The sequence below is a fragment of the Salegentibacter sp. Hel_I_6 genome, assembly GCF_000745315.1.
Taxonomy (GTDB): Bacteria; Bacteroidota; Bacteroidia; order Flavobacteriales; family Flavobacteriaceae; genus Salegentibacter.
Genome location: NZ_JQNQ01000001.1, coordinates 3,687,435 through 3,709,707, shown reverse-complemented (window position 1 = coordinate 3,709,707; position 22,273 = coordinate 3,687,435). Strand labels below are relative to the sequence as shown.

The 22,273-nt window shown below is 34.0% G+C and carries 20 protein-coding genes; all 20 read right to left on the bottom strand.

Features of this window, described 5'->3' with window-relative positions; all coding sequences use genetic code 11:
- Window positions 1–252 precede the first annotated feature (252 nt).
- The gene (locus tag FG27_RS16365; RefSeq protein WP_037321017.1) at window positions 253–1,455 is read right to left on the bottom strand and encodes a hypothetical protein; all 1,203 of its coding nucleotides are present in this window, start codon (window positions 1,453–1,455) and stop codon (window positions 253–255) included.
- Window positions 1,456–2,379, bottom strand: a complete 924-nt coding sequence (locus FG27_RS16360) for a GNAT family N-acetyltransferase (RefSeq protein WP_037321015.1) — start codon at window positions 2,377–2,379, stop codon at window positions 1,456–1,458.
- Window positions 2,380–2,837: 458 nt separating this feature from the next.
- A complete protein-coding gene (locus FG27_RS16355) occupies window positions 2,838–3,944 on the bottom strand; it encodes a glycosyltransferase (protein ID WP_037321013.1) in 1,107 nt (368 codons plus the stop codon).
- Window positions 3,945–4,033: 89 nt separating this feature from the next.
- The gene (locus FG27_RS16350; protein WP_037321009.1) at window positions 4,034–5,110 is read right to left on the bottom strand and encodes a glycosyltransferase; all 1,077 of its coding nucleotides are present in this window, start codon (window positions 5,108–5,110) and stop codon (window positions 4,034–4,036) included.
- 7 nt (window positions 5,111–5,117) lie between these two features.
- Window positions 5,118–5,981 (bottom strand): GNAT family N-acetyltransferase, encoded by an 864-nt coding sequence (locus FG27_RS18785; protein WP_051935903.1) that lies wholly within the window; start codon window positions 5,979–5,981, stop codon window positions 5,118–5,120.
- The gene (locus FG27_RS16340) at window positions 5,975–7,081 is read right to left on the bottom strand and encodes a glycosyltransferase family 4 protein (protein ID WP_037321006.1); all 1,107 of its coding nucleotides are present in this window, start codon (window positions 7,079–7,081) and stop codon (window positions 5,975–5,977) included. The genes FG27_RS18785 and FG27_RS16340 overlap by 7 nt, the downstream gene beginning before the upstream one ends.
- Window positions 7,078–7,920: a polysaccharide deacetylase family protein gene (locus tag FG27_RS16335; RefSeq protein ID WP_037321003.1), complete on the bottom strand. Its 843-nt coding sequence runs from the start codon at window positions 7,918–7,920 to the stop codon at window positions 7,078–7,080. The genes FG27_RS16340 and FG27_RS16335 overlap by 4 nt, the downstream gene beginning before the upstream one ends.
- A gap of 152 nt (window positions 7,921–8,072) precedes the next feature.
- Window positions 8,073–9,518, bottom strand: coding sequence for a lipopolysaccharide biosynthesis protein (locus FG27_RS16330; RefSeq protein ID WP_037320999.1), 1,446 nt, complete (start codon window positions 9,516–9,518; stop codon window positions 8,073–8,075).
- Between the two features lie 238 nt (window positions 9,519–9,756).
- A complete protein-coding gene (locus tag FG27_RS16325) occupies window positions 9,757–10,866 on the bottom strand; it encodes a hypothetical protein (RefSeq protein WP_037320996.1) in 1,110 nt (369 codons plus the stop codon).
- 16 nt (window positions 10,867–10,882) lie between these two features.
- Window positions 10,883–11,908, bottom strand: a complete 1,026-nt coding sequence (gene pseI / locus FG27_RS16320) for a pseudaminic acid synthase (protein WP_051935902.1) — start codon at window positions 11,906–11,908, stop codon at window positions 10,883–10,885.
- Window positions 11,905–12,909 (bottom strand): GNAT family N-acetyltransferase, encoded by a 1,005-nt coding sequence (locus FG27_RS19025; protein WP_081912637.1) that lies wholly within the window; start codon window positions 12,907–12,909, stop codon window positions 11,905–11,907. The genes pseI and FG27_RS19025 overlap by 4 nt, the downstream gene beginning before the upstream one ends.
- Window positions 12,902–13,741: a cytidylyltransferase domain-containing protein gene (locus tag FG27_RS16310; RefSeq protein WP_051935901.1), complete on the bottom strand. Its 840-nt coding sequence runs from the start codon at window positions 13,739–13,741 to the stop codon at window positions 12,902–12,904. Before FG27_RS16310 ends, FG27_RS19025 begins: the two co-directional genes overlap by 8 nt.
- Window positions 13,719–14,498, bottom strand: coding sequence for an SDR family oxidoreductase (locus tag FG27_RS16305; RefSeq protein WP_037320993.1), 780 nt, complete (start codon window positions 14,496–14,498; stop codon window positions 13,719–13,721). The genes FG27_RS16310 and FG27_RS16305 overlap by 23 nt, the downstream gene beginning before the upstream one ends.
- Before the next feature lie 6 nt (window positions 14,499–14,504).
- Window positions 14,505–15,341 carry an aldo/keto reductase gene (locus FG27_RS16300; protein WP_037320991.1) on the bottom strand — a complete coding sequence of 279 codons (837 nt, stop codon included), beginning with the start codon at window positions 15,339–15,341 and terminating at the stop codon, window positions 14,505–14,507.
- Entirely contained in the window at window positions 15,331–16,545 is a 1,215-nt protein-coding gene (gene pseC, locus FG27_RS16295; RefSeq protein WP_037320987.1) for a UDP-4-amino-4,6-dideoxy-N-acetyl-beta-L-altrosamine transaminase, read from the bottom strand. The genes FG27_RS16300 and pseC overlap by 11 nt, the downstream gene beginning before the upstream one ends.
- Window positions 16,546–16,548: 3 nt before the next feature.
- The gene (gene pseB, locus FG27_RS16290; protein ID WP_037320984.1) at window positions 16,549–17,559 is read right to left on the bottom strand and encodes a UDP-N-acetylglucosamine 4,6-dehydratase (inverting); all 1,011 of its coding nucleotides are present in this window, start codon (window positions 17,557–17,559) and stop codon (window positions 16,549–16,551) included.
- A gap of 25 nt (window positions 17,560–17,584) precedes the next feature.
- Complete coding sequence (locus FG27_RS16285) at window positions 17,585–18,979, bottom strand: UDP-glucose 6-dehydrogenase (protein WP_037320982.1); 1,395 nt, start codon at window positions 18,977–18,979, stop codon at window positions 17,585–17,587.
- 92 nt (window positions 18,980–19,071) lie between these two features.
- Entirely contained in the window at window positions 19,072–20,358 is a 1,287-nt protein-coding gene (locus FG27_RS16280; RefSeq protein WP_037320979.1) for a nucleotide sugar dehydrogenase, read from the bottom strand.
- Between the two features lie 39 nt (window positions 20,359–20,397).
- Entirely contained in the window at window positions 20,398–21,552 is a 1,155-nt protein-coding gene (gene rffA / locus FG27_RS16275) for a dTDP-4-amino-4,6-dideoxygalactose transaminase (RefSeq protein ID WP_037320976.1), read from the bottom strand.
- Entirely contained in the window at window positions 21,553–22,266 is a 714-nt protein-coding gene (locus tag FG27_RS18780) for a GNAT family N-acetyltransferase (protein WP_051935900.1), read from the bottom strand.
- Window positions 22,267–22,273 lie beyond the last annotated feature (7 nt).

The window sequence follows — 22,273 nt, the reverse complement described above, 5'->3', positions numbered from 1 at the left end:
AACCCCAAACGCTAACCATAAACATACTTGAAAAAGTTTCTATCATTCGTCTGAATCTCTACAGGCTTTTCTATGTTCGGGCTAAGCTCTACACACGACTCAAAACCGAAAATCCATAACCGCGAACTGAATAGTTGGCCATGACTGCTATACAATTATCACAATACTTAAACAACAAACCAAAAACTTACAATCTAGAACCGAATTAATGATAAATAAAATAAGCCGCTTACTTCCATTTGACACTGCGCACTAACTTTCAATTTCCAATTTCGCCCTTTCAGTCGCCTGCTTCCTTCGCTTCAACTTAATAATCTTGTCGTACTTCTTCTGCGCCAGATAATAATAAATCACAAAAAACAGAAAATACATTACCATAGATTTTTGTCTCATAATAATCCCAAGGTTAGACATTACAAAAGCCATAGCCAGTGATGCAAGAAAAAATGTAGTTAAACTCATTTTTACACTAATAGGTGATTTTTTTATAAACTTAATGAAATCTAATTTTAGAACTTTAAAAAATAATAAAAGATAAATTAAGTTCTCAGCTGAAACAATTAGACCTAGAATTCCCGGGGCATCAAAAAATAAAGGCCTAAACCAGAAAGTGAATAATTTCAATGGCAAAGGATAATTTGCCATAGCCACACCAGAACCAGAGTTACTTAAAGAGTTTGCTCTTTCAGTAGAAAATTGATCAAATCCTTCTACCAGATCTTCAGACTCATTTAGTCCTGCTACCCCCAAAATGGTATCTTGTACTATAATTAAACTACCAATCATCGCACAGTATATCAAGACCTTTTTCCAAAGAGAGATTTTCTCTTTGCCTGTCATATATCCCAATACGGTACCAGCAGCAACAAATAGGAAAACGTGAGGGCGAATATGATAGGTAATAATAGAAGCTAGTAAAATAATACCCCATCTAGATTTTGGTTGGTTAATTCCATAGGCGAACATCATTAGACTCATGAAAATAGGAGCTCCTTTTCCCAAAGAGGCGGTCCAAAAATGCATATTTGGAAGAAAAAGAATAAGGGTGAGAAAGTCTAAATTGAAAACCTTAATCTTTATTGGAATATTTTCCCGAAAGAATAGATAAGCATATACAAAACCAACATATCCAAACCACGAAAACATCACCATCATCATCTCGTAATTAAACCCGAGTATATTAATGAAGGGCCAGGATATAAAATCTACAAAAGTAGTACTTGTTCCGAAATATTCGCCCCAAGAATTGCCCCATTGAGGTCGTTCAAAATATAATTTTGAATCAGATCGATTAAAGGTGGCATATGTATAATATACCAAAAAAAAGAAGAGATGATAAATAAATAAAGAATTCATCAACTTCTTTGAAAACCATTTATGCTTCTTAGCGTAAGAATTAAACAGTCCCTGATTGATAAGGAGTAGCAATAATATTAAGATTAAGGCTCCAATCATCTAAAATAATTCAAGATCACCTAAACTATAAGCCCAGGTTTTCAGAGTTAAAAAGTCAGGCTGATCAAGGTTAATAGGCTTATAAGTAAGAACCGGTCCAACATTCCCGGTAATACCACTTTTAAAATAAAATCCGGCATCCGGAGATATACTTAAAACTTTTGCTCCCGATTCTTTTGCCATTTTCAATATTGCTGATTTAGCAGTTTTTTTTCCGGACTTAGAAATAATAGCTTCCGAAACCCTAAACTCATTAAATTTTTTATGTTCTTTAACGTAACCGGCAATAAAATATTCTTTTGCAAAAATCACTATATAATCCTGTAGTGGATTATTCAGGTAACGCCATTTTAAATAAGCCATATATTTTGGGGTAAAAAGTCGGTCAGCGGCTTTTAATTTATTGAAATAAGAACTTAAAAGCTCTTCAATAGCATCTTCATTACCTATAGTTTCGTAATCGAATTCTTTCTTTTTAAGCTGTAATAGATTCAGGGGACGCAACTGTATTTTTAGCTTATCCACTTCTTCCCATCCCATTTTGAGATAGCCCGGTTTACTCCGGGAATTGGGGGTATTAAAAACAAAGTGGTCTCCTCTTTCTTTTCCTATTTCAAGCGCCCTTAAAGTAAGTTTCTTAAAAATTCCTTTACCCTGGTGATTAGGATGCGTCGCGGTATCCACAGCCCTAAAGGCTGAGTAAACCTGCTCCCCCTTTTGCCATTTCCATCGCATAAAAGCCCGTACTCCAATAATTTCATTCTCCTCTTCCGCCACCAGCACCAAAGACTCCCCAAAGGGATTAGCTATATGCTTATACCTCCAAACCTCTTCTGTTTTTTCAGAAGAGGTTTCCCCCAAACTGGCTTTTAGTGTCCTTAAAATCCCCGGAATATCAGAATGATCAGCTTCCCTTATTTGCATTTTAAACTTTTTCTTCTATTTACTAAACTAATATAATCGAATGAATTCACGCCTTAATTAGGTGTTATTATCATAATCCCGTTCCTAAGCCTCCAAATTGATCCTTCGCGGGACAGATATCTAAACATATACATTACATTAAAGTACTTGTCGAGATATTTTTCCTTTCAGAAAAAACATTCGAAGTCAGTGCTCGAACATTGAAACATCACCCCCGTAACTTCTTAAGCTAGTCCCATGATCACTCCATTAAAAATAAAACCATTACGACAACAGAGAACCCGAATTAGATAACTCAGTCAACCGTCATTGCGAGATACGAAGGAGTGTGGCAATCTATTGTTTTCTTAAACAAAATAAAAACTGACAACAAAGAACTGACAACCGAATTAAATAATTAACCAAACTATGAACACCATACCCTAAACGTTCTAAAATAAATATACTAAAGTTGAACTTTAATTCGAATACGAGCTATAAATTTCTTCCAGCTCCCCAACCATCCTCTTTAGGCTAAACGCTTCAATTACTCTTTTTCTGGCTGCTAATTTATGCCTGCTTAATTCCGCCGGTTCATCTATCAGGCTTTGAACTTTACCTGAAAGCTCCTGCCACTCATCGACTGGAACAATCAATCCATCTTCCTTATTTCTTATAACTTCTTTTATACCACCTGCATCTGTCGATACCACAGCACACTCCATACTCATGGCCTCCAGAAGTGCAATGGGCAAGCCTTCAAATAAGGAACTCATCATAAAAATATCCATGGCTTCGAAATAAGGTTTTACGTCGGTTTTCAAGCCTGGAAAGAAAACTGTATCCTCTAAGCCCAGACGTCTCCATTCCTCTTTAATTTCATCCTCCAGGGGCCCTGCTCCAACAATTATTCCATAAATATTAGAATTTTTGGAACGGAGTTTCTTTATAAGTTGTAACCATTCTAGTAAACGCTTTTGAAATCTAAACACTGCCACATTTCCAATTACTATTGCATTCTCTGACACCCCCAAATCTTCTTTTATTTGAGAATTTCCTGATCTCATAAATGACTCTGTATTTACACCGTTCAACAAGGTTTTCACAGATATTTTTGGAGCTATATTTTTTAGAATAGAATTGGTTACATCTTCAGAAACTCCAAGAGCTAAAGACTGAGAATTAAAACTGATTTTATTAATCGTTTTGGTGGCGATATGATAACGCTCCTGCATATTATGCTCGGTATAGACCACAGGAATTCCCGTTTTTTTATGAACCAATCTTCCTACAAAACCGGCCCAGGGCAAGTGACAATGAATTAGATCAATGTGCAATTTTTCACAATAGTCAACTATCTTCTTATATTGAAGCAACAAACGGATATTATCCTTAGCTTCAAAGCAGTTTACCTTTCCGCCTGCATTTTCAATTGCTTCCACCATCTGGTCCTTCCAGGGAAGAAAATAGATATAATGAAATTCAAATTTATTCTTGTCGTGCAATTTAAGTGTTTCAGGTAAAAGCATCTCAGCCCCACCTCTACCAAGGGATTTTATAATATGAAGTATTTTAATTTTTGACATAATATTTAAAAAAATAAAGGTAACCCATTAGAAAGTATAGGTATAGAGAAATATTAAAAAGAAATAGATAATAGAAATGAAAATCCGTTCTACTCTTTAATATTTTTCTGATAAAACCTCAAAAATTCATCGGCAATTTTAGTATTCATATAATTTGTACTAACCATATTATGAGCATTCTCTATTTGAAGTTTATTTGGTTTCTCTATACAGTCTAAAACTCTTCTGGCAAAATCTATTTCATTTCTCTTTTCTATTAAAATACCGGTACTTTTATTAACAATTTCGCCAATTCCGCCAACATTATATGCAACCACAGGAGTTTTGCAATACATTGCTTCTAATAAAACTCCCGGTAAGCCCTCTATAATACTTGGCAATACTAAAACATCAGCAGCTGCTATATAGTCAAGAGGATTGTTTACAAAACCATAAAACTTTACATTCCTATCAAGACCTTCTTCTTTAACCAAAACCTCAATTTCTGAACGCAATGGGCCATCTCCTACTAAATGTAAAATAACATTTGGATTAGAAGAAACGACATTTCGAAATATTTGAATTAATCCTTTATGATTTTTCTCAAAGCTAAATCCTCCAACGTGCACTATATGTTTTTGGTAAGCAGGTTGGAATTTAAATAAATTATTAATTGCTTTCTTTTCAAGGCCAATTGGTATAACCCGGGTTTTATATTCTAGAAAAGGAAAATGATTTAAAAGATCTTTTTTTGAGGCTTTTGATACGGACGCTACTCCCGCCACATTTTTGTATAAATATAAATTGAGCTTTTTCTGCAAAGTTGACTTTAAATACCTCCCTACTTCACTGGCATTTCTGAAAAATATCGGAGTTTTCCAACCAAATACTTTTTTTGAAAAAACAGCATATTTTAGTGTATCCCCCGCATTGGCTTGAATTATATCAGGTTGAAATTCTTTTATGAGAAAATTTAATTTTTTCCATGCTTTTAAATTAAAAAACCGAGAATTAGTATCGCCTTCCAAATTAATAATTTCTTCTTCCCAATCTAAATCTGAATCCCCTTCGAAAATACTGGCAATTTTAACCTCTAACCCGGATATTTTTTGATGATTCGCTAATTGACAGGTAAAGGTTTCTGCTCCCCTATGCTGAGGCTTTTGAATAAGATGTAAGATTTTCATACTTCGGTTATAATTTACCTTCCAAATCTCCCAAAGAGAAATTAATATTACTTGCTACTTTATTAACATCACCCCTGGCAACTACTATAGCTTCTTTCCTGGCCTGCTTATAAAATGGCTTTAAACCTTTTGTTTGAAGATTAGAGTAATAATAAACAAAGACAGTTACGTGCTTTTTGCACACAGCTTTTATTATATCTCGTATATCATTCACTTCTCCAAATAACTCCTGGACCACAATTTGTTTAAAAAAACCAAGATCATTTATAGAGTAAATTACAATAGCTGTTTTTAAACTGGCTGATTTATATTTTGGATCTTCATACCTCCACTTTAAAAATGATCCACTTTTAAAGGTTTGCCATCCTTCTGATTTTGAAATTAAACTTACAGGCAATTGTGTTAATTCTAAAGTTTTACCCCCATAGAAAAAACAATTAAAAAGTCCTAGTTTAAAACTATTCTCGGGAACTTTTTCCCAACCCATTTTTAAATAACCCGGTAAACTATTTTCGTTCGGGGTATTAAAAACTAGATCATATTTTCCTTTACACTCCTCCAGACCCCGAAGGGTAAGCTCTTTAAAAAGACCCTTTCCTCTATAGTCTTCATCTACAACAGTATCTACGGGTCTTATTGCTATTAGATTCTTATTTACATTTACATTACTGAATTTCCAAAACATAAACATTCTTAGCCCTATGATCTTTCCATTATCAATGGCCATCAAACCATATGACTTTCCAAAAGGATTTTTCAAATGCTTCCAACGAAAAAACTCTTCAGTATAACCTTTATCAAGTCCTCTCTTGATTAGTTTCACTACTTCTGATATATCTTTTTGATAATCTATCTCTCGAAAATCTAACATAATAGCTTATATAATTTCAGCATACGTTCATTGTTTTCTGTTTCAAGGAATTTTTCCTTAAAATTTTGAAGGCTTTTCTGTCCGTATTCTATTTGCTTGTTAGGATCATTAAGGAAGTAACTAATAGCAGCGACCATGCTTTCTACATTCTCAACATCAAAGAGTCGAGCATTCTTATTTTCATTAACCACTTCTCTTAATACAGGAATATCATTACAGGCAATTGGCAACGCGGCAGACTGAGCCTCAATTAATGCGCCACCAAGACCTTCGTAAAGGGAAGGAAAAACAAAGATATCTGACCTTAAAAGTTCTTTGGGTACTTCATGGCTAAAGCCGCGTAAATTAACTAAACCCTCCAGTTTATGTTGTTTTATATATGATTTCAATTCAGGTGTTACTTTCCCTTCTCTTCCATAAATATCAAGAGTAAAACGATATCCTTTCTCTTTTAAAAGTTTTGTCGCTTCCAACAAATATAATTGTCCTTTTTGAAATTCATGTCTCCCTACATTGATTAACCTGGGAGTTTTATTAATCAATTCAGGGGTATAATCCTGAAGCAAAGCTTGGCGCCCACGGTATATCACGCTAAATTTTTTTTTGTCCAATCCCAGTTCTTCGATATAATGATCTTTAACAGTATGAGTAATACTATGGAAGTGATCTACAAATTTCTTTGCCGTGATTTGGTCTATCTTTTTATAAACACTTAGTACTTTAGCGTTGACTCTTTTGTCATTAAACCGGGCAGATGAGTAGGTTGTATTAACTAGGCTTTCTAAATGAATAAATCTGGTGAATAATTTAGCAAAACGGGTTCTTAAATTACTTCGAAATAATATGCTGTGCACAACACAAAATTTTCCCTTTTTTATAACAGTCGCAATTTCCCTGGTTTGCTTGTAAAAACCTACACTTTGTATAAACTTAATGTCATACGCCTTTTCCTGCAATTGTTGCTGTACGCCAATTTCCTTTTTTTCAAGGCAAAGGATAGTAAAAGCAATATTTTTTTCTGCTAAATAGTCTGCCATCACAGCAGTAGAACGTTCAGCTCCGCCTGATCCCAGGCTATCTATTATTATTAAAATCTTCATTTCTTAAGTATTGCTTTTAATTTCCCAGCAAAGCGGGTAAATGGTAAAATGCGTGTATGCCAGCCGCTCAAAATTAATTTAAACTTCCATAAAGGAGTAGTATCATTGACAACTAAGCGGGATATCCTAAGATGATTTATTTCTTTTTTATTAATTTTATGATCAAATAAATAAGCTTTATCAGCCCCATATTTTTTTAATACATTCTCAGCATCAGGGGAATAATTTCCATTAGGATATGCAAAAACATCAGGAGTAAATCCTAAATCTTTGAGTATTTCAATAGAACTTTTTATTTCGGATTCGAGTTCTTCCTGAGTACATTGATCAAACATGGGATGGGTATGTGAATGATTAGCTATCATAATATCAGCCCCCTGCATTTCCTTAAGTTGGGCTGTAGTGAGTTGCTTATATTTTAAAAGTGGTTTAGAAGAATTATTTCGTAGTTCCTCTAAAAAAGCTTCCCGTTTACTATTAGGCCAGGTTTTTACTTCCCAAACTTTTTTATTACCCTCTTCCTTACCCAAATAATATTCAATTTCATCCCACCAAAAAGGTTTTTCGGTATTTATTAAGTTAGTAACAATAAACAGAATGGCAGGAAGACTATATTTTTTTAATAGCGGCAAAGCATTTTGATAAACACTTAAATCACCATCATCAAAAGTAATAAGCATTGGCTTTTTGGGAAGCTTTATATTGCTTTTATACCATTCAAGTAATTGATCAACAGAAATCACAGAATAATTTTTTTTAAGATAAGAAAGATGTATCTCAAAATTAGTGCTATCACGTACAGTGTGATATGCTAAAACGTGTAAAGATTTATTATTCAAATTAATTTTTATTAGCTAAGAACTATAGAACTGACAAAAATACTAATTTTGGGCTCAAAATAAAGTCATATTGCTTCCATATTCGGTCGAAATTAAATAGATAAGATCTATTGGTAACATAGATCAACAAAATCTCATTCTCCTCTTTCTTTTTATTTTCTCTTTCTCACTGGCAATAAATCTTTTAAATCTAGCAGCGATTTAAATTTAAATAAATAACTTAAGCCTAAATAAAGAAGTACGCTGATTGTAGTGCCGGTCATAATCCTTACAACATCGGAAGTTTCTTTTACAAAAGAATCCAAAAAATACATTGCCACGGCAACGATTATGGAGACTCCAAGCATAGGTAAAATATCTAAAGTTTGTTTCCAAGCTGAATAACTAATCATCTTACCTGTATAATGACCAATAATATAGAATGAAACTATGGATACAATTACTTGTGACCATAATAACCCCTTGACGCCAAAAGATATGCCTGCGATTATACCTAATACTAATAACCCTTGTTTTATAGTAGTCAGCTTCAAAAAAAGATCGCTTCTCCCTTTTACCATAAATACATTGGAATTATAGATATGCAAAGGATAGAATATACCTGAGATGCATAATATTTGAAAATATGGAACTGCCGGAAGCCATTTTTCGGTAAATAGAAATCGAAAGATTGGTTCTGCCAATACCCCAAGAATTAACATTAGGGGAGCGATAATAAATATCACCATCATAATAACTTTTTGATAAGCTCTTTTTAACTTTTCCTCATCGTTTTGAATTTTTGAAAACAGTGGATAAGTAACCTTAGACAATGCCGTAGTTAGGTTGGTTACGGGTAAATTTTTCATGGTATCGGCACGTGTGTAAAACCCAACTTGTGCAGCAGTGAAAAATTTACCAATTACCAAAATATATAAATTTGCGAATATTCGCTGGATGAGCGTGGATAGGGTTATTTTATATCCAAAACTAAAATGATCTTTAAACTTTGCTTTATTAAACTCCCACGTAGGTTGCCAATCTGAATAAATCCAAAACTGTAAACTCCTTACAAAAGCTGTAACTAATTGATTCCAAACCAAGCTCCATACGCCGAAACCCTTCAATGCCAACACAATTCCAGTTATACCTCCAATAACCACAGAAGGGATTGAGATAATGGTTTGTTTTTTAAAATCCATTTCAATGGTCATCCTGGTTTGTTGCACTGCGGTAAAAGCAGAAATTATAAACACCAAACAGTACACCTGGACCAAAGGTGATAAAAGCGGTTCTTCATAGAAGTCGGCGATAAACGGTGATGCAAAATAGGCAATAAAGTAGAGAATAATACTTGCAATAAGATTATAATAAAACACAGTAGCATAATCGTCTTGTTCGTTATTGGTATTTCTAATTAATGATTGACTAAGTCCAGACTTTAACAGCGCATCTCCAATATGAATAAAAACCGCAATCATCCCAATTAGACCAAATTCTGCAGGCAACAACAATCGAGCAAGAATAATGGAAACCACAAAACTTATAAGTTGATTACCAAATTGTTGAATAAAAGTCCAAACTAAACCAAGTATTGCTTGCGATTTTAAATTAGACATAACCAATAAAGATTTTTAAAAAGTAGTGAAGAGGATCTTTCTAATTTTAAAGAAAAAAAATAGCAAGAGATCGAAATTCAGAACGTTCATTAAATATTTTAAATAACCAAAACTTGCACTTTCCTGTTATTTGAGAACGTCTTTCAAATATCTTTGTATTATTTATCAGAACCCAAATTATATAATTAAGAAAACTGACATTTCAATTATAATTTTTCAACCTATACACCAGTTTTAACTATAATAATAGTTTATAGTGAAATTCATAATTATCTTCTACCCTTAAAAATTCACTTTTAATAAAATTATTATTTATATTATTTAATATATCAATTTTTTCTTTTATGTTCTTCATATCTTCCAGATATGCGATGCTAGTGTATAACGAATAGTCTCCCACAGATATTTCAAATTCGTCCATTGCAAGTTGTAGTACACGACAACCTTCAGCTAAGGCTTCAATCATCAAAGTGGAAACGGCGCCAATAACCAAACCAAAATCGTTTAACTTAATTTCACTTATTGATTCTATTTGATTCTCCTCTAATGCTTTATCTAATTCAGGTGAAGGCAATGCTCGCGGATGCTTTTTAAACTTAAATTCGCTATAATGCGTATTGGCCTTTAAATATGATATTACATTAGTAACTTTATCTTGGTATTCTCTGTCAAAATTTGAATTTATTTTATTTATGGACTCGCCAATAATTAAAACTTTTTTAGAAGTATTTAATTTTTTTATTTGGCTAAATAAATATGTAGGAAGCACCATAATATTTTTGGCATCCATACCTAGAGATAAATAATGCTTTGCAAGAAGATTACTCCAGATAATAGAAATACAAGCTTTTGAAGCAAATTCGAAACGATAAGGCATGTAGTCAATTTGGTACAATCCGTGCTGAATAATGTAAAATTTACTTTCGTCATTCTTATCCTCACATAATTTTGCCAAAAAAGGACTTAATATAGAGGGACCACAGTTTAAAATTGTAATATTATCTGAAACAAAATATTGCTGCAAATAACGATATCCTTTTTTCGCGGCCCAAACACGAATTTTACTGTTTGAAGATATATATCCAAGTTGAAGAAAAAATAAAGATCTCTTCAAAAACGATGAATGATTAAAATTTAACTGTTGAATGTTTGAAAATATTCTTTCAATTTCTGGCTTAGGATATAGTAAAAAAAAGTTTTCGTTATTTTTCTCAGGTCTAATAAATAATATGCTCCATAAATTTTTTATTACTGATCGTTTTGCCATCTTTTTTTTTCTTTTACGAAACTTTGGAAAACCTCTCTCCATCGCAGCGTAGGCATTATCTATAAAAACTGAATCAATCATAAATTAAGTTATCAAATTAATCTAAAAACCGATCACCTTTTTCCCAGTTTCTATCTGCCTTTTTCCCTAAAAAATTCTTTAAATATTTGGGATGCATACCAAATCCCGGACGTATACTTTTCACATTTTCTTCAGTAATTACTTCTCCGGCTTTAATGTCATCTACAACATATAAAGAACGGCTAAAATCTTTTCCTTTTATTTGTTTTTCAGTTAAAGTATAATCAACTTTTCCAATAGCTTTTTCTGCCTCTCTTACAGCTTTAACCATTTCAGAAAATTCTTTTTCATCCAAAGAAAAGGAGGCGTCGGGACCACCTACACTTTTATTGAGTATAAAATGTTTTTCAATAATTTTTGCTCCAAAAGCGGTGGCTACAACAGGCACAGTAGTACCCAAGGTATGATCTGACAAACCTGAAAACACACCATATCGTTCGGCTATATCTCTTATCATAATCATATTAGCTTCTTCTATTGGAGCAGGATAGGAAGATGTGCATTTTAAAATTACAATATCCTTATTTCCCATACGATGGCAGGCATCTAAAGCCAATTCTATATCTTCCTTTTCGGCAATTCCTGTAGAAATAATAACCGGTTTCCCCTTTGATGCTACATATTCTATTAAAGGAATATCTGTAATTTCAAAAGAAGCAATTTTATAGGCCGGTACCTCCAAATCTTCCAGAAAATCTACGGCTGTTTTATCAAAAGGTGATGAAAAACATAATAAGCCTTCATTTTTGGCGACTTCCATTATCTCTTTGTGCCATTCCCAGGGTGTATAGGCCTCTTGATATAATTTATATAAATTCTTCCCCTCCCAGATAGTTCCTTTTATTTTAAAATCGTCCTTATCGCTATCAATGGTAATAGTATCTGCAGTATAGGTTTGCAGTTTAATACAATCTGCACCCGCTCTTTTGGCGGCTTTAACTGTTTCTAATGCTGTTTCTAAACTTCCATTATGATTGGCAGACAGTTCAGCAATTATAAATACTGATGAATCTGTTCCAATTTTATAATCTTCTATTTTCATTTAATTTCTTTTTCGTATTTCAATTCTACTCCATTTTCTTCAATAAAATCGAAATTTAATTTTTCAAAAATTCGAACAGAAGCTCTATTTGATTCTAATACATAACCAAAAACTTTTTTTATATTTGGCTTATTGTCTTTTAATAGAGTAATACCTTTCTTTAAAATCTCTGTTCCTAATCCTCTACCGGTGAATTTTGGGTCGATTAAATAATTTATTTTGGCCTCGTTCATTGCATCAATATCAAAACGTATAGAACCTGCTGGTTCTCCCTTGAAGTCTAAAATATAATACTCGCAGTCTGTACTATTCAGTTTTGAATAAAACCACTGGTTATGGTTTTTCCTTTCCACTTTATCTCTATTAAACGAAAAGCTTCTAATATTAGAATCATTTACCCATTGAAAGGTTATATCTATATCTTTTTTGTTGATTCTTCTCAAGCTAGTCCTTTCAAAAATTTTAGAATGGATTAGTACATCTATATATTGTCCTTCAAAAAAACAATGTTCTTTTAAAAGTGCTTCCCTGCGGTAATTATTACTTTCCAAAGCTGAATATAAATGAGGCCTTAAGTCAAAAGCATAAGTGAAAATTTTATGTAAACCTAATTCCGTCGCTACCTGCTCAATTAAATTTAAGAATTTAGTCCAATTGAAGCCAAAAAATTCTTCTTCCAGGGAGGTTTCCATAATATAAGACACCTCTGCATGCCTATCTATCCAATTAATATGTACAAGACCTCCATAACCAATACATTTACCATCTTTTAAGTATGAAAATAAAAGCTGTTCTGGTTTGTCTTCCTCGAATAGTTTTGCAATAATAGTATTAAAATAGAAATCCTGTTTTTCCTTTGTTAAAACTTCATTTTGACGTAAGTGATATTGCTGCTCATTACGCCATTTCATTATGTCATAACGATCTTGTGCCCGGATTGGAACTATAGAAAATTCACCGCACTCAAAAATTTGATTTTTTAGAGCTTTGTACTTATTCATTTTTCTCAATAACTGCTATTAATTTCTTAAAACCATATTTATTAAGTATAGGTTTTGCTTTTGCTATTTCTTGCTCAATGGTTTTAGAAGCATTTTTTTGGATGTTATCTTGATTAGTTTCAAAAATCCATGCATATTCTTTCAAACAATATTTAATTAGATGAATGTCTGGATTGACATTTCTTTTTTCAGCGATTGAAAAAATAGCTGATACTAAAAGGTAGTCTGAAGGATAGTCCACAGTAAGTCTTAAGCTACTCAAATCTTCTTTAATAGGATAAAAAGTGTTCGTTTTATAATCTCCAGATTCTCTAAAATGCATTGTAACATGTTCCTTTTCTGAAGTAGAAAGATGCTTTTTATCTAATCCCACAAAAGCTTTCGCATCAATTATTTCAAAATTCATACCCAAAGGTAAACCACCAGTTGTCGTATAGTCTGCTTGTTCTTCAAGATGATATGCAATGCTTTTATCAAGTAAATTCACATCAATAAATGGGTTATCTCCCGTAAAGCGCACCACAAGATCAAATTCATTAGTATTAGCTATATCTATAAATCTACTAAGAACATTCTCTTCGCTTCCTCTATAACACTCAATATCATTCTTACTGCAAAATTTTTTCAGAAGATCATTCTTGGAACTCAATGAAGTCGCAATAAAAATACTGTGGTTAAAACCTGAAGTTTTTAAACTATCGGTAATCCAATTTAATAAGCACTTATCCGATCCAAGCGGTAAGGGCATCAAAATCTTCCCAGGTAAACGAGTAGATCCCATACGAGCCTGAATTATGAAAACAATTTTTTTATTTTGAAGTCCAACCGCCATCTACAATAAAGTTTTGTCCAGTTATAAAATTAGAAGCATCTGATGACAAGAAGGTAAAAACTCCACCTAAATCATCTGGCTTTCCTATTCTTCCTAAACATGTTTTATTAGCCAACGCTTTAATAAAATCTTTGTCTTTTTGCACTGACTCTGAAGGAAAAGGACCCGGTGTTACAGCATTTACATTTATATTATATTGTCCTAAATAGGAAGCATAATATTTAGTTAATTGAATCACTCCGGCCTTAGCCGCACCATAATGTGGTGGATTTAATGAACTGGGGGAGTTCTGATAAACCGAAAATTCTGGTGCTACTAATCCATACATAGAAGATACATTAATAATTTTCCCGCCATTACTTTTAAAATAAGGAATAATCTCTCTAATAGCCCTAAATACTGAATTCAATGTCCCGTCTATACCATTTTCCCAATCATCATCTTTCATATTCTCTGGAGATTGCCCCGAAGAATAAAAGGCGTTATTAATTAATACTGATATAGAGTAATTCTTTGAAATCTCTAGAAAAGCATTTTTTATACTCTGCGTTTCTGAAACGTCACAGTAATGAAATGAAAGTGTATTGCCGAGGAACTCATTATCTTTAAAAGTTTCTTTAAATTTTTCTTTATTTCTACCCAAAACAATTACTCTAGCTTTATGAAACAAAAGATTTTCAGTAACCGCTTTACCAAGGTATCCATAACCACCAGTAACCAATATTGTATTTTTACTAAGATCGAAATTATAAATCATTAAATTTTATTTTTTCCAAAGCGAAGGGTTAAGAATGTTATTTGAAACTTTATCAGTATTTGGAGGTAAATCCTTTGCATTATTTAGACCTTCAATGTTTTCACGTAATTGATTAGTGTTTTCAACACCGACAATTACTTTATCTATAAAGTCTTTATTTAAAACGAAATTAAGCAATGAAGCAGAAAGATTTTCATGCGATGATTGTAATTCCCTAAGATTACTTTTAATCTCATTAAAATAAGAACTAAGCTTATCTGGTTCTATAAAGAATAGGCCTTGTAAGAATGTTGATCGTGTATGAATTTCACAATTCATTTTTTTTAGTAAAATAAGTGAATCTTCAAATCTATTATCAAAATAATTAAAGGGAACTTGAACTATTTCTGGTATATAACCTTTATCTAATAGTTTATGTAATTCCTCTGGTTCATTGAGCGAAAATCCTATTTTTTTTATTTTTCTTTCTTTCTGAAACTTAATTAATTGTTCCCATTGACCAGGTTGTTCTAATAGTGACATTGGTCTATGGGCAAGATAGCCATATAGAAAATTTAAGCCTAAACTTTCTAAACTCTTTTTCAGTTGTTTAAAAATAGGCTTTCTATTTGATTCTGGCATAAACTTCGAAATTACTTTAAATGAAGATAAATCTTCTTTTCCCAAGACTTCTTCACTATTGCCATAAGCACTTGCCGAATCCAATACCTCAATTTCATAAGATTTCGCAGTCGCAAGAATTTTAGCAACTTCAGTTGTTGAAGTTTGCCCGTTCTTATTTGAAATACCATAAGGAAGTCCGAATTGAACAGTTCCCAATCCTAGTTTTTCACTACCCTTCATAAAATGAATTTACTTTATCAATCACAAAATCCTGTTCTTCATTAGTTAATGTTGGAAACATTGGCAAACTTATACAATGTCTGTAATAATCTTCCGCATTGGGCAAATCTCCTTCTTTCCAACCCAACTCTCGATAATAAGGCATTAAATGACAGGGGATATAATGAATTTGTGCAAAAATGTTTTGATCTCGTAAATAATTGTATAATCCTAAACGGTCTTCTACTTCGAGAATATATAAATGATAAGCGTGACCACCAATCACTCCAGATTGGCCTTTTATGTAATCTTTTCCCTTAAAAGCTTCAAAATACGTTTCTGCTATTTCCCGACGACGTTTTAAGCCGTCATTGGCTCTTTTTAATTGGCTTTCACCTAACGCTGCCTGGAAATCTGTTATCCTATAATTATAACCTAATTCCTGCATTTCCATATACCAGGTTGGGTAATCGGTTAATTGGGGATTAGGGATTAGGGATTCGTTTACACCTGAAGCAAATGCAACTGAATTTTGGTATTTACTATCATCTTTTACGATGCCATGAGTTCTTAGTTGCAGAAGTTTCTCGTAAAGGTCTTTGTTATTGGTGGTGATCATCCCACCTTCTCCACTGGCGATATGTTTTACCGGATGAAAGGAAAAAATAGCTAAATCGGCGAATTTTCCGTTACCACAAAGTTGTTTATCGTCTTTAGCATCATTAAAAAATCCTCCCGGTGCATGGCAGGAATCTTCAATAATCCAAAGCCCGTATTCATCGGCAAGGTTTCTAAAAGCTTCCAGGTCTACCGCTCTTCCGGCAAAGTCAACAGGAATAATCCCCTTATAAGCCCCTTTAGGTTCAGCTTCCAAAAGTTTGCGCACATTATTTATATCGAGAAGGTAAGTTTCCGGGTCTATATCTGCAAATACAACTTCCCCTCCACAATAACGTACACAATTGGCTGACGCAGCAAAGGTAATTGGTGTAGTTATTACCTTATCTCCTTGTTTCACATTTAATGCAAGAGCACATAAATGGAGTGCTGCAGTGCCATTTGAAACCGCAACAGCGAATTTAGAATCAACATAATTTGCGAAAGCTTCTTCAAACTCAGCAATTTTAGGCCCCTGTGTAAGGTAATCTGATTTTAAAGTGGACACCACCACTTCAATATCTTCTTCTGTGATATTTTGCCTTCCGTATGGAATAGGATTGTTCATAAATTATACTTCAAAGGTTGGATCAACGTGTTCTTTAATTAAAGTTCTAAGATTTTCAACTGTTTCCCATTCTTCATTTTCTCCTGAATTATATTGAAAACCAGGCGCTACTTTCTTAGCATTAAATTTTTCAACAAAATCTTCTAACTTCCACTTATGGGTAGCCGGCAAAATAGTGTAGTATTTTCCTAAATCATAAGTGTAATAAGAATCAGAATCGGTGATCATTTCTTCGTGAATTTTCTCCCCGGGGCGAATGCCTACTACAGGCTTCTCACAATCTGGCCCTATGGCTTCGGCTATATCGGTAATTTTATAAGAAGGAATTTTAGGTACAAAAATTTCCCCTCCCCAGGCGTTTTCCAAAGCATGCATCACCATATCTACACCTCCCTGAAGGGAAATATTAAATCGAGTCATAGTTGGATCTGTAATAGGCAATACTCCTTCTTTTTTCTTTTTGAGAAAAAATGGAATTACAGAACCATTTGAACCCATAACATTACCATAACGTACCACTGAAAATTTAATTGGATTCCAACCGGTAATATTATTAGCAGCTACAAATAATTTATCTGAAGCTAATTTAGTTGCTCCGTATAAATTAATAGGAGCAGCAGCTTTATCTGTTGAAAGAGCTACTACTCGTGAGACATCGGTTTCCAGACAGGCATTTATAATATTCTCAGCCCCCATAATATTGGTTTTCACGCACTCCATAGGGTTATACTCCGCAATAGGGACATGTTTCATCGCTGCCGCGTGAATTACATAGTCTATTCCTTTTAAAGCTCTTTTTACCCTGGCTTCATCCCTTACGTCTCCTATAAAAAAACGCAATTGAGGAAAATTATTGGCAGGAAACTCCTGAGCCATTTGGAACTGTTTCTGCTCATCTCGCGAGAATATTACAAGTCTTCTTACTCCAGGGTATTTCTTGAGGATATGAGAGGTTAAGGCTTGTCCTAAAGAACCTGTGCCTCCAGTTATTAAAATCGATTTATTTTCTAACATACTATTTATTTTTTAAAAGCTAATTTTAACTCCCAATTGCATAAAACTCAAATCCCATTTTTTCTTTAGTGGCTCTTTCCAATAACCTACGACCGTCAAAAAGAAATGCAGGTTTAAGCATTTCATTATAAATCCTTTCCCAATCCAGGTCTTTAAACTCATCCCATTCGGTTAAGACTGCCACAGCATGAGCATCTTCAGTGGCTTCATAAGGCGTATTTACTACCGTAACCCGAGAGCGATTTTCTTCAGAAAAACGAGTATTCAAATAGTCTAAATCTGCAAAAATTTGTTCTTTTTTTACTTTTGGATCATACACTACGATCTCGGCCTGTTCGTTCAATAAATAGTCTGCAACATAAATAGCTGCCGATTCCCGGGTATCGTTGGTGTCTTTTTTAAAGGCCCAACCCAGTAACGCAATTTTCTTTCCCGAAACAGTATTAAAAAGAGTTTGCACAATTTTGTAAGCAAAACGTTTTTTCTGATGGTCGTTCATTATAATTACCTGCTCCCAATAATCGGCTACTTCGTGCAGACCAAAAGATTTAGAGATATAAACCAGGTTCAGGATATCCTTTTGAAAACAAGACCCACCAAAACCAACTGAAGCTTGTAAAAATTTAGGACCAATTCTGGAATCCATGCCTATGGCCTTAGAAACTTCCTTAACATCGGCACCAGATTTTTCACAAAGCTCACTCATTGCATTAATGCTCGAAACGCGCTGTGCCAGAAAGGCGTTTGCTGTAAGCTTAGAGAGTTCTGAAGACCATACATTGGTGGTTAGTAGTCGCTCTCTTGGCACCCAATGTGCATATACGTCAACTAAAGCCTGAACCGCTTCTTTCCCTTCAGGAGTATCGATATCTCCTCCAATCAAAACGCGATCAGGAGTCATAAGGTCATCAATCGCAGTTCCCTCCGCTAAAAATTCAGGATTGGAAAGAATTTGATAATTTACACCGTTCCCTGTATTATCAAGAATATTCTTTAAAGCCTCGGCGGTACGAACCGGTAAGGTAGATTTTTCAACAACAATTTTATCGGTTTTTGAAACCCTCGCTATCTGGCGAGCACAAAGTTCAATGTACTTTAGATCGGCGGCCATCCCTTTTCCAATTCCGTAAGTTTTGGTTGGTGTATTAACCGAAATAAAGATCATATCGGCCTTATCGATTGCTGCATCAACGTCCGTAGAAAAAAATAAATTTCTATTACGAGCTTCTTTTACCACATTCGACAAACCAGGTTCATAAATTGGAATATTTTCTACATCTTGATCATTCCAGGCTTTTATCCTTTCCTCATTTATATCCACCACGGTTACGTTTATTTCAGGACATTTTTGGGCAATTACCGCCATTGTTGGTCCTCCTACATAACCTGCACCTATACAGCAAATATTTTTTATTTTCATATTAATTTAACTTCGATGTCAATCCGTATGGATTTAACAAATAATTATTCACCCTGAGCTAGTTTCAGGTTTTAAATTGATTATACTTTAATTTAAAGTTTCTTATCACATCTATCTCCAAGAACACCTTTCACGTCATAAACAACGGTATTTCCGTTTTTTAACTGATCAAGATCCATTTCCAGGAATTCTTTATGAGCCACTGCTAACACCACAGCATCATATTTTTCTTTTGGAAGTTCTTTTACAGTTGTTAGTCCGTATTCGTGATTTACTTCTGCTGGGTTGGCCAGCGGATCGTAAATAGTAACATTAGTTCCGAATTCTGTCAGATTTCTAATTACGTCTACTACTTTCGTATTCCTAACATCCGGGCAATTCTCTTTAAAGGTAATTCCTAAAACCAGAATATTAGCACCTTTTACTTTTTGGTCATTTTGCAACATCAGTTTAACAACTTCAGAAGCTACATACTGTCCCATAGAATCATTCATTCTTCGTCCGGCAAGGATGATTTCAGGATGATACCCTATTTCCTGTGCTTTTTGCGCCAGGTAATAAGGATCTACCCCAATACAATGCCCACCTACGAGACCGGGTTTGAAGGGAAGGAAATTCCACTTGGTACCCGCAGCCTCTAAAACATCCTGCGTATCAATACCCATCATGTTGAATATTTTAGCAAGTTCATTTACGAATGCAATATTTATGTCTCTTTGTGAATTTTCAATAACTTTTGCAGCCTCAGCTACCTTAATAGTCGGCGCCAGGTGAGTACCTGCGGTAATTACTTCAGCATAAAGCTCATCTACCTTCTTCCCGATTTCAGGTGTAGAACCAGCCGTAACTTTTAGAATCTTATCTACCGTATGCTCTTTATCTCCCGGATTAATCCTTTCAGGTGAATACCCCACAAAGAAATCTTCATTGAATTTAAGTCCGCTATGTTTCTCCAAAACAGGAACGCACTCATCTTCTGTCACGCCAGGATAAACCGTGGATTCATAAACAACGACATCTCCCTTTTTAAGAACTTTTGCTACGGTTTCGCTGCTTTTATATAATGGTGTAAGATCAGGTCTATTATTTTTGTCTACCGGGGTAGGAACAGTAATAATATAATAATTACAATCCTCAATATCCTCAAGATCAGCTGAACAAAATAAACCATTAACATTTTGCAATTCCTCCTTTTGAACCAAAGCCGACTGTAATATATCATCTTCTACCTCTAAGGTTGAATCATGACCAGACATCAGTTCTTTAATTCTCGCCTGGTTTATATCAAAACCTATTACCGGATATTTAGTAGCAAATAATCTTGCTAAAGGCAAACCTACATACCCTAAACCAATTACGGCTATCTTTTTATTATTCATCTTTATAATTTAAAATGCAAACTAATTTTATTAAATAGTTTATAGATTACTGAGCTTAAATTTTTTCTTAAAAATTTCTTTAATTGATTGAATTACGAATTCCACTTCTTTCAAAGTTAAATCTGGGTATAGAGGCAGACGAACCAAACGGGACGCCAAATCTTCTGTTACGGGTAGATCTTCTTTATTATAGCCGAATTTCAAACCCATTTTAGAAGAATGCAATGGGATATAACTTGTATAAGCCGCGATACCCTTATTTTCCATTTCTTGTATAAAAAACTCCCTTTGCTTGTTTGAATTGAAAATCAACCAAAAACAATGGTAGTTAGAGATTTTGAAAGTGTCAGTTTCCTGAATTTTTACACAACCCCTGTCTACGAAGTCCTTTAAATGATGAAAATAATAATTATAAATTGATTTTCTCTTTGCCTTAATTTCATCTTCACCTTCTAACTGAGCCAGTAACATTCCGGCTAAAATATCGGAAAGTAGGTAACTTGACCCTTTTTCTATCCAGGAATACTTATTTTGCAAACCCTTCACAACTCTGTTGCGATCGGTACCTTTTTCCATTATAAAACTAGCTCTTTCCCGGTATTCAGCCTTATTTACTGCAATTGCACCACCTTCCCCGCAGCTATAATTTTTTGTGTCGTGAAAGCTATAGCAGGCTAAATGCGCTTTTTTTCCGCTTATCTCCTTCTTGTATAAAGAACCATAGGATTGAGCACAATCCTGCATCACAGTAAGATTATATTTTTCAGCTATCTGCATTATTTCATCTATATCACAAGGCACTCCCGCATAATCTATAGGAATAATCATTTTGGTTTTAGGAGTAATTAACCCCTCTATCTTACCTGGATCAATATTCATATCTGAAGCTCTAACTTCACAGAAGATCGGCTTCGCACCAAATATTACCACAGCATTAGCAGTAGAACTAAAGGTAAAAGAAGGCATAATAACCTCGTCACCCGGCTGAATATTAGCAAGTAAAGCTCCCATTTCCAAAGCTGCAGTACAGGAAGGAGTAAGAAAAACACCTTTCAGGTTATATTTACGTTCCATTAAATCTTTTACCCGACTATTGAAACTATAGTTACCGGCATGCTTACCGGAAGCCAAAGCTTCGGCCATATAGGTCGTTTCTTTACCGGTAAGATATGGCAGGTTAAAAGGTATTTCCATCTAATTCGCTATAGGTTTTCTCCACAAGTGATTAATATAAAGACCCTTTTCGCAATGCACTCCGAATCTTTCATAAACCTTTAAGGCCTTTAAATTTTGCGCCTGGGTACTGCTTATTAAAACTTCACAATTATTTTCAAGTAGGTAGGTCTCCACCGCAGCCATTAAATAAAAAGATATACTTTTACCTTCGTGCTTTGCATCTACTCCTAAAAGCGGTATGATACCTTCATTTTTTTCGTTAATCTTAATACTTACCAGGCCTAAAATCACACCATTTTCTTCATAAACAATAACCGCATCTGCGAGTATTCCTTTAACCGATTTATCTAGCCAAAGTTCATAAAGTTCGTAAACTTTCTTCTTCGAAATATTAGCATCATCGTAAAATTTACTCCTTCTTGCTATCCTTTTAGATAACTGAAACATTTCTGGTGTTGGGGTAGAATTTGTATAGAATCTAATTCCGGGATGAAAGTCTTTTCTTGTACCCAATTTCTTAGATAAGGCTATTTTATTATCTAACTTTATTACTTCATATAAATCGGATGATGGTAAAACAAAATCAGAATTAAAATAAGCCAATTCTATATTTTCTTTATCCAGGTTTTGGATTAGCTTGTTATAATTCTCAATTTTTAATTTAGGATCTATTTTTGCTACTTTGACCCCAAAAAAATCAGAATCCCAATCTAAAACTTCAAAATCTTTCATAATCTCC

Excerpts from the sequence above, each read along its gene's own strand:
- pseI (WP_051935902.1), bottom strand. The coding sequence starts at position 11,908 with ATGAAAATAGAAGATTATAAAATTGGAACAGATTCATCAGTATTTATA.
- FG27_RS16280 (WP_037320979.1), bottom strand. The coding sequence starts at position 20,358 with ATGAATAATAAAAAGATAGCCGTAATTGGTTTAGGGTATGTAGGTTTG.
- FG27_RS16305 (WP_037320993.1), bottom strand. The coding sequence starts at position 14,498 with ATGATTTATAATTTCGATCTTAGTAAAAATACAATATTGGTTACTGGT.
- FG27_RS19025 (WP_081912637.1), bottom strand. The coding sequence starts at position 12,909 with ATGAATAAGTACAAAGCTCTAAAAAATCAAATTTTTGAGTGCGGTGAA.
- FG27_RS18780 (WP_051935900.1), bottom strand. The coding sequence starts at position 22,266 with ATGAAAGATTTTGAAGTTTTAGATTGGGATTCTGATTTTTTTGGGGTC.
- FG27_RS16355 (WP_037321013.1), bottom strand. The coding sequence starts at position 3,944 with ATGTCAAAAATTAAAATACTTCATATTATAAAATCCCTTGGTAGAGGT.
- pseB (WP_037320984.1), bottom strand. The coding sequence starts at position 17,559 with ATGTTAGAAAATAAATCGATTTTAATAACTGGAGGCACAGGTTCTTTA.
- FG27_RS16330 (WP_037320999.1), bottom strand. The coding sequence starts at position 9,518 with ATGTCTAATTTAAAATCGCAAGCAATACTTGGTTTAGTTTGGACTTTT.
- FG27_RS16325 (WP_037320996.1), bottom strand. The coding sequence starts at position 10,866 with ATGATTGATTCAGTTTTTATAGATAATGCCTACGCTGCGATGGAGAGA.
- FG27_RS16340 (WP_037321006.1), bottom strand. The coding sequence starts at position 7,081 with ATGAAGATTTTAATAATAATAGATAGCCTGGGATCAGGCGGAGCTGAA.
- FG27_RS16360 (WP_037321015.1), bottom strand. The coding sequence starts at position 2,379 with ATGCAAATAAGGGAAGCTGATCATTCTGATATTCCGGGGATTTTAAGG.
- FG27_RS18785 (WP_051935903.1), bottom strand. The coding sequence starts at position 5,981 with ATGTTAGATTTTCGAGAGATAGATTATCAAAAAGATATATCAGAAGTA.
- FG27_RS16285 (WP_037320982.1), bottom strand. The coding sequence starts at position 18,979 with ATGAAAATAAAAAATATTTGCTGTATAGGTGCAGGTTATGTAGGAGGA.
- pseC (WP_037320987.1), bottom strand. The coding sequence starts at position 16,545 with ATGAACAATCCTATTCCATACGGAAGGCAAAATATCACAGAAGAAGAT.
- FG27_RS16310 (WP_051935901.1), bottom strand. The coding sequence starts at position 13,741 with ATGGCGGTTGGACTTCAAAATAAAAAAATTGTTTTCATAATTCAGGCT.
- FG27_RS16300 (WP_037320991.1), bottom strand. The coding sequence starts at position 15,341 with ATGAAGGGTAGTGAAAAACTAGGATTGGGAACTGTTCAATTCGGACTT.
- rffA (WP_037320976.1), bottom strand. The coding sequence starts at position 21,552 with ATGGAAATACCTTTTAACCTGCCATATCTTACCGGTAAAGAAACGACC.
- FG27_RS16350 (WP_037321009.1), bottom strand. The coding sequence starts at position 5,110 with ATGAAAATCTTACATCTTATTCAAAAGCCTCAGCATAGGGGAGCAGAA.
- FG27_RS16365 (WP_037321017.1), bottom strand. The coding sequence starts at position 1,455 with ATGATTGGAGCCTTAATCTTAATATTATTGCTACTCCTTATCAATCAG.